Origin of the sequence: Paraclostridium benzoelyticum, assembly GCF_001006285.1 — a bacterium.
Classification (GTDB): Bacteria; Bacillota; Clostridia; order Peptostreptococcales; family Peptostreptococcaceae; genus Paraclostridium; species Paraclostridium benzoelyticum.
Map to the genome: position 1 here is coordinate 1 of NZ_LBBT01000085.1, position 6,773 is coordinate 6,773.

The following is a 6,773-nucleotide window of genomic DNA, read 5'->3' on the forward strand; positions in this document are numbered from 1 at the left end:
GTTATATATTTCTAACATTGATACTTGAAAAATCTTTTCCCAAGTGATATATTTATAACATATTAAGTTATAAATATATCACTTTTAAAGAGGGACGACTATATGTCTAATAGTCAATTTACTATCAAAGCACAACTTATTTTGGATATTTTCACAATGATCTTTATTTTACTAAGTTCAATATTTGACCTTTATTTTGACTCACAGTATTCAAATTATGTAACATTAGCATGGAATATATGGATAGTTGTTATGTTAATTTCACATCTTAAAGTCAGGGGGATTAATTATGAATTATCTGAAACTATATTATCAAAAGTAAATAAAATGAGTATAGATTTTATGCTTGTATCAATAACCCTAATTGGTATGGCTGCTACAACGCCGAATACTTCTTATATTTTTAAATCTGTTAATATTCTTGGATTAGTAATTATAATAACTTTGCTATTACTTACAATTTTTAGGTTATTATCATATATATACTATGATAGAAAGGGACTTTATAATTAAATGCCTATTTTAAAAACAAATATTAAAGAGTATAGAGAAAAAACTCTTATTAAACAAAATGAATTAGCTAAATTGGTTGGAGTAAGACGTGAGACTATAGTTCATTTAGAGAATGGTCGATATAATCCATCTCTTAAGTTAGCTATGGATATCGCAAAAGTCTTTAATACTTCAGTTGAGAGTTTATTTGAATTTGTTGATGAAGAAGAATAAGTAAACTTAAATTAAAAAGGAATTGTATAACAATTTGTTTTACAATTCCTTTTTGAATTTGTAATTAAGTTTCATATATAATTTGTTTAACAATTCATATTTAAACAATTGAAATCACTGCATTTATCTTTTATTGTCTAGTTCCTTCTTTTTCTATCTTTTCTAAAGCTTTTGCAGGTACATCCTCTTTATTAATTGTAGTTTCTCCAAGAGAAATTGTTTTACTAGCACTTATCTTGATGTAAGTCCCTGGTGCATAATAATCCTTTGCAGTCCCTCTTTTAGTAAAATCTACTTCTCTTTTATTTCCTTCTTTGTCATATCCAATTAATTTATACTCTTTTCCTTTTTCTTGTTTTTCACCTTCACTATTTACTAACCAAGAATCTTTATTTACTTCATCTGTTGGTACTTGTGTATAATAAGTTTCTGATGCCACATATCTATTATTATAATATCCTTTTGCCCAAAGTGCTCCACCTACAATTATTGATACGACTATTAAAATTCCTAATGTTTTTTTCATATTCTTCCTCCTAAAATTCAAGTTCTTTTTTTCTAAATATAATCATTGAAACTATTACTGGTATTACCATGTATAGTATAATTTCTATTATTGAAGTTATGTTAAAACTTCCTTTTGTTATATAGTTTAGTTTTTCTATAGCTAACAACGTTGTAAACACGTGTTCATTTAAATTTCCTACTAAATCTACTACAAACTGTTGAGCAAGTATAAGATTTAATATCATCCCTACTGTTCCTGATCCTAGCAATACAAATGATATTGTTCCATACATTGCATTTTGATAAAAACAAACTAATATTGTAGATATACCTACATATACAATAATCTTTAGTACTCCTATTCCTGCGCCAAGAGTCAGTTGTAAAAACTGTTCGTGCGTAAGAGTAAGTCCTAAAATCTTTGGTACAACTGTTACAAGTACACCTAACAATACACCTGAAATTACTGATAATATTACTGTTTCTATTGCTTTTGTTAATATAATTTTATTTCTATCAATCCCATATCCTATAGCTATTTGCATTGCTTTACTTTTAAAATCATCTGAGTATATTGATAAAAATATTGGTATCCCTACTACTAAATGATAGAATCCTAAAAATAAATCTGTTTTTGAAATATATCCTCCTCCATCTAAATTTGGAGTATATATTATAAATACCATTGTAAGGAATAGCCCTAAAAAAGTTGCTACCGTGTATATTAAAGATTTTTTACGACTTATTCTGTTTAAATCTGCTATTAAATAATTTAACATTTCTTCGCCCCCTCTACTAATTCAAAGTAGTAATCTTCTAACGTCTTTGTAGATGATTTTTCTTGTAAAATTTCTATTTTATTTTCCTTTAAAATTTTCTTTGTTTTCTCAATATCACTTACTTTAATCTCTATAGTATCTGCTTCACTTTCCAAATTGTTTTTATCTATTTCTTTAAGTATTTTTCCTTCGTGAACAATACCAAATCTATTTGCAGTATGTTCTAATTCTCCAAGAATATGAGAAGATACTATTATTGTCATTTTGTACTCTTCATTTAATTTCTTTATTAAGTTTCTAATGTCCGCTATTCCCTGTGGGTCTAGTCCATTTGTAGGTTCGTCTAATATTAGTATTTCTGGGCTACCCAGTATCGCATTTGCTATTCCTAATCTTTGCTTCATTCCCATAGAAAAGTTTTTATATTTTGCTTTTGTTTCATGTAAGTTTACTATTTTTAATACTCTATCAATTTCTCCTTTATCCTTGATTCCTTTTAATTGTCTATAATAGTTTAGGTTCTCTCTAGCATCTAAATAATCAAAGAAGTTTTTCCCTATGAAAAACCCTATTTTTTTCCTATTTGCAAGCAATTCATTTTTATCTTTACTACCTTTTATTGATAATTCTCCACTACTAAATTCTGATAATCCTAATATAACTTTAAAAATTGTTGTCTTACCTGCTCCATTTTTTCCTACAAGCCCATAGATTTCACCACTATTTACACTTAAACTTAAGTTTTTAGTGACATGAAATTTGCCATAATATTTATTAATATTTTTTAACTTTATCATATTCTCTCCTTTTCTTTATCCGTGCTTTATTTAACTCTATTTTATACATTCATTCTTAACTAAAAATAAACCCAACCTTAAATAAACCTTACTTTTTTTAATTCACATAAAAATCAGTAGGTTTACTAAAGTTTTCCTAATTTTTTACGAATATATTTATAATAAGACTTAGGAGGATAGGCAATCATGATTACAAATCTAATCAGAAATAATAATTTTTTAACTTCACCAAACAACACTTTTTATAATTCATCAAAAAAAGAAGATAAGGATCCTATATTAAAAGCGATTGAGCAAATAATTTTAAGCAAAACTATAACTGAAAAAGAAATTAAAGGAGAAAAACTTACTGAAAAAGAACAGGAATTCAAAGTTAATAATATAGTAATTCCAGATCCTGATACTATTTTATTAACTATGTTAGACTCTAAGGAAACAGATGTGCAAAATTCTAGAAGAGTAAAGTTTGAGGATAAAGATAATGATAACGATATTATAAAATTAAAAGATTTGTTAAAAAACAACTCTTAAATTTCTTCTAAAATAACTTAAAGCATTAATAATGCTATAGTGTATTATAGCCTTACTAATGCTTTATATTTTTTTGAAATATGTAATTAAATAGAGAGTTTATCTATAATAAATTATTTTTAGATCCTTTATTTAATATATTTTCATAATCTATAAAATCATAAATATCTTTTTTAAATACATCACTAAACTTTAAAAGTTCATCTATTTCTAAATCTTCAATAGCCTTGTTGTTGTCCTCACAATAAATAACTATACTTCCCACAATTCCATGAGCATCCCTAAACGCAACTCCTTCTTTAACTAAGTAATCTGCAACTTCAGTAGCATTTAAAAATCCATGCTTAACAGCTTTTTTCATGTTTTCTTCATTTACTTTTAAAGTAGCAATCATTCTTTCCATAATAGAAATACACATTTGTACAGTGTTTACACTATCAAAGAAACCTTCTTTATCTTCTTGCATATCCTTGTTATAAGCAAGTGGTAAACCTTTCATAACAGTAAATAATCCAAATAAACTTCCATAAACACGGCCCGTTTTTCCTCTTATTAACTCAGCACCATCAGGATTTTTCTTTTGTGGCATTATACTGCTACCTGTTGTATATAAATCATCAATTTCTATAAATTTAAATTCTTGACTACTCCATAATATAAGTTCTTCACTTAATCTACTTAAATGCATCATTATTATAGAAAAATCACTCATAAGCTCAAGTAGATAATCTCTATCACTTACACCATCCATATAGTTTTCTACAACTCTACTGAATCCTAATTTTTCCTTAGTAGTTTCTCTATCAATATTATGAGTAGTTCCTGCTAATGCTCCACATCCTAAAGGACATTCATCTAATATTTCTAAAGCGTTAGTAAGTCTTTTTTCATCTCTATCAAACATGCTATAATAAGCCATTAAATGATGTTTAAATGTTACAACTTGGGCTCTTTGTAAATGAGTATATCCTGGCATGATTACACAATTTTTGTAAGCAACTTCTTTTAAAGTTTTCTTAAAGTTTTTTATTAAATCTATTATTTCTATAGTACTTTCTTTAGCAAATAGTCTCATATCTGTTGCTACTTGATCATTTCTGCTACGAGCTGTGTGTAGTTTTTTTCCTACTTCACCGATTCTTTGTATTAAGTTTATTTCTATAAAACTGTGTATATCCTCATAGCTACCTTCTAATAGTAGTTTTTTATTATATATATCTTGATGAATTTTTACCAACCCATCAGTTATAGCTATGCCTTCTTCTTCTGTTAAAAGATTGCACTTAACTTGCATATATACATGAGCAATACTTCCTTCTATATCCTTTTGATACAATACTTTATCGTAATCAAATGATTTGTTAAACTCTTCCATAAGCTTATTTTCTTCTTTTCTAAAACGCCCACCCCATAGTTTCATAAACTTCACCTCGTAATGTATCTAATATTTGTTTTTATATCTACTCTCTTTTTCATAGAATTTATATTTGTTTAATAAACCCGAATTTTATGAATTATGTTTTAAACAGTTAATATATAATTTTATCTATGCTTATTTTATTGTAATGCTTTTATTTTTAAAGGAAGTGTAAATAAATTTATAAACCCACCTGCATCTTTATGATCATATAATTCACTATCTCCAAATGAAGATATAGATTCATCATATAATGCATTTTCCGTAAATATACCAGCAGGTTTTATATTACCTTTGTATAGCTTTATCTTTACAGTTCCTGTTATATTTTCTTGAGTTTCTTCTATAAAAGCATCTATTGATTCTTTTAATTTACTAAACCACATTCCGTTATATATAAGTTCTGAATACTTGTGAGCTATTACTTGCTTATAATGTATTGTGTCTTTATCTAGCGTAGCACTTTCTAATATGTTATGAGCCTCATATAGTATAGTCCCCCCTGGAGTTTCATATATTCCTCTTGATTTCATTCCTACTAATCTATTTTCTAATATGTCTATAACTCCTACACCATGCTTTGCCCCTATATCATTTAATGTTTTTATTATTTCTACAGGAGAAAGTTGCTCATTATTTACTTTCTTTGGTTCCCCCTTTTCGAAATAAATCTCCACATATTCTGCTATATCAGATGCCTTTTCAATTGGCTTACACTTTTTATATACTAAATCTTCTTTATGCTCATTCTTTAAATTTTCTATATCTCCACCTTCTGTTGATATATGGAATAGATTTGCATCTACAGAGTAAATTTTTTCTTTGGTTGCTGAAACTTCTATATTATTTTCATTAGCATAGTCTATTGCATCTTCTCTAGATTTTATATCCCATAATCTCCATGGAGCTATAACTTCTATACTTGGATCAATGGCTGATATTGAGGCTTCAAATCTTACTTGATCATTTCCTTTTCCTGTGCAACCATGGCATATATATTTTGCATTTTCTTTATGAGCTATTTCTACTAATCTTTTAGCAATTATAGGTCGAGCTAAAGATGTTCCAAGTAAATATTTATTTTCATATTTTGCCTCAGCCTTTATAGCTTTAAATATTGCTTGTGTTACAAATTCTTCACTTAAATCTTCTATATAAGCTTTACTTGCACCACTTTTTAAAGCTTTTTCATAAATTTCATCCATATTTTCTTCTTGCCCTACATTTGCACATACTGCTATTACATCGATATCATAATTTTCTTTTAACCAAGGTATTATTATTGATGTATCTAATCCTCCAGAATACGCTAGTATAACTTTTTCTTTAATTTTCATTTTAAACTTCCTCCTAATATAATTTAAGAAGGTATATTTTCATAGGCCTAAATAATCTATATCTTCTGATAATTTCGGATATTAAAAAAGCCTCTTAGTAAAATACTAAGAGGCGAAATTATCGCGGTACCACTCTAATTAATAAGTAAACTTATTATCTCATATCTTTAAGGCAGATTAAACCAACTACTTTACTAATCAATAAAATGTTCAAATAGCCTTCTCCAAAGCTCTCTTCATTTAAACTTCTTTACCAAGCTCCCACCATCCTTGGCTCTCTATAAAATACATTTAAACTACTCTCTTCTTCACTGAATTTTAGGTATTTATTTTGAGATTAATGCTAGCATAGATTTAAATCCATGTCAACATATTTTTCACAGTAAATCTTATCTATATTTTAGATATATTAAAAGCAATATTAAATTAGTCTTAATAATATTTATTGTATATTTTATTAATTTACTAATCGTTTTTTGAATAGTTATATTTGGGTATATTTCTCATAAAAAAAGAAATCTTTTTATTTGTAAAAATACAATAACAAATTGTAAAACAAATTAATTTAATATTTATTTTACAATTTGTTATTGTATTTCATTTTTAATTTGTCAAATTAATTTAATATTTATTTTACAATTTGTTATTGTATTTCATTTTTAATTTGTTATTAAATTAC

General features: G+C 26.6%; 8 protein-coding genes and 1 other annotated feature. Of the genes, 3 read left to right on the forward strand and 5 right to left on the reverse strand.

Annotated elements, in window-relative coordinates:
• Positions 1-102 precede the first annotated feature (102 nt).
• Together VN21_RS03915 and VN21_RS03920 are read left to right on the forward strand one after the other, a co-directional pair.
• On the forward strand, positions 103-513 hold the full coding sequence (locus tag VN21_RS03915; RefSeq protein ID WP_046822138.1) for a hypothetical protein: 411 nt from the start codon (positions 103-105) through the stop codon (positions 511-513).
• Positions 514-726: a helix-turn-helix transcriptional regulator gene (locus VN21_RS03920; protein WP_046822139.1), complete on the forward strand. Its 213-nt coding sequence runs from the start codon at positions 514-516 to the stop codon at positions 724-726. It begins immediately after the preceding gene.
• A 130-nt stretch (positions 727-856) separates the two neighbouring features.
• Here the strand turns inward: VN21_RS03920 and VN21_RS03925 are convergent, their stop codons facing one another.
• Genes VN21_RS03925 through VN21_RS03935 form a run of 3 tightly spaced genes read right to left on the reverse strand, consistent with a single transcriptional unit; the run spans position 857 to position 2,809 of the window.
• Positions 857-1,252: a YxeA family protein gene (locus tag VN21_RS03925; RefSeq protein WP_046822140.1), complete on the reverse strand. Its 396-nt coding sequence runs from the start codon at positions 1,250-1,252 to the stop codon at positions 857-859.
• 10 nt (positions 1,253-1,262) lie between these two features.
• Positions 1,263-2,012, reverse strand: a complete 750-nt coding sequence (locus tag VN21_RS03930) for a hypothetical protein (protein WP_046822141.1) — start codon at positions 2,010-2,012, stop codon at positions 1,263-1,265.
• A complete protein-coding gene (locus tag VN21_RS03935) occupies positions 2,006-2,809 on the reverse strand; it encodes an ABC transporter ATP-binding protein (RefSeq protein WP_046822142.1) in 804 nt (267 codons plus the stop codon). The genes VN21_RS03930 and VN21_RS03935 overlap by 7 nt, the downstream gene beginning before the upstream one ends.
• Positions 2,810-2,995: 186 nt before the next feature.
• On the opposite strand from VN21_RS03935, the gene VN21_RS03940 reads away from it, so the two are divergent.
• Positions 2,996-3,340 carry a hypothetical protein gene (locus VN21_RS03940; protein WP_046822143.1) on the forward strand — a complete coding sequence of 115 codons (345 nt, stop codon included), beginning with the start codon at positions 2,996-2,998 and terminating at the stop codon, positions 3,338-3,340.
• Positions 3,341-3,443: 103 nt separating this feature from the next.
• Here the strand turns inward: VN21_RS03940 and argH are convergent, their stop codons facing one another.
• Together argH and VN21_RS03950 are read right to left on the reverse strand one after the other, a co-directional pair.
• Entirely contained in the window at positions 3,444-4,760 is a 1,317-nt protein-coding gene (argH, locus tag VN21_RS03945; RefSeq protein WP_046822144.1) for an argininosuccinate lyase, read from the reverse strand.
• Positions 4,761-4,897: 137 nt separating this feature from the next.
• Positions 4,898-6,088, reverse strand: a complete 1,191-nt coding sequence (locus tag VN21_RS03950) for an argininosuccinate synthase (protein WP_046822145.1) — start codon at positions 6,086-6,088, stop codon at positions 4,898-4,900.
• 111 nt (positions 6,089-6,199) lie between these two features.
• Positions 6,200-6,415 (reverse strand) — a binding site (T-box leader).
• Positions 6,416-6,773 lie beyond the last annotated feature (358 nt).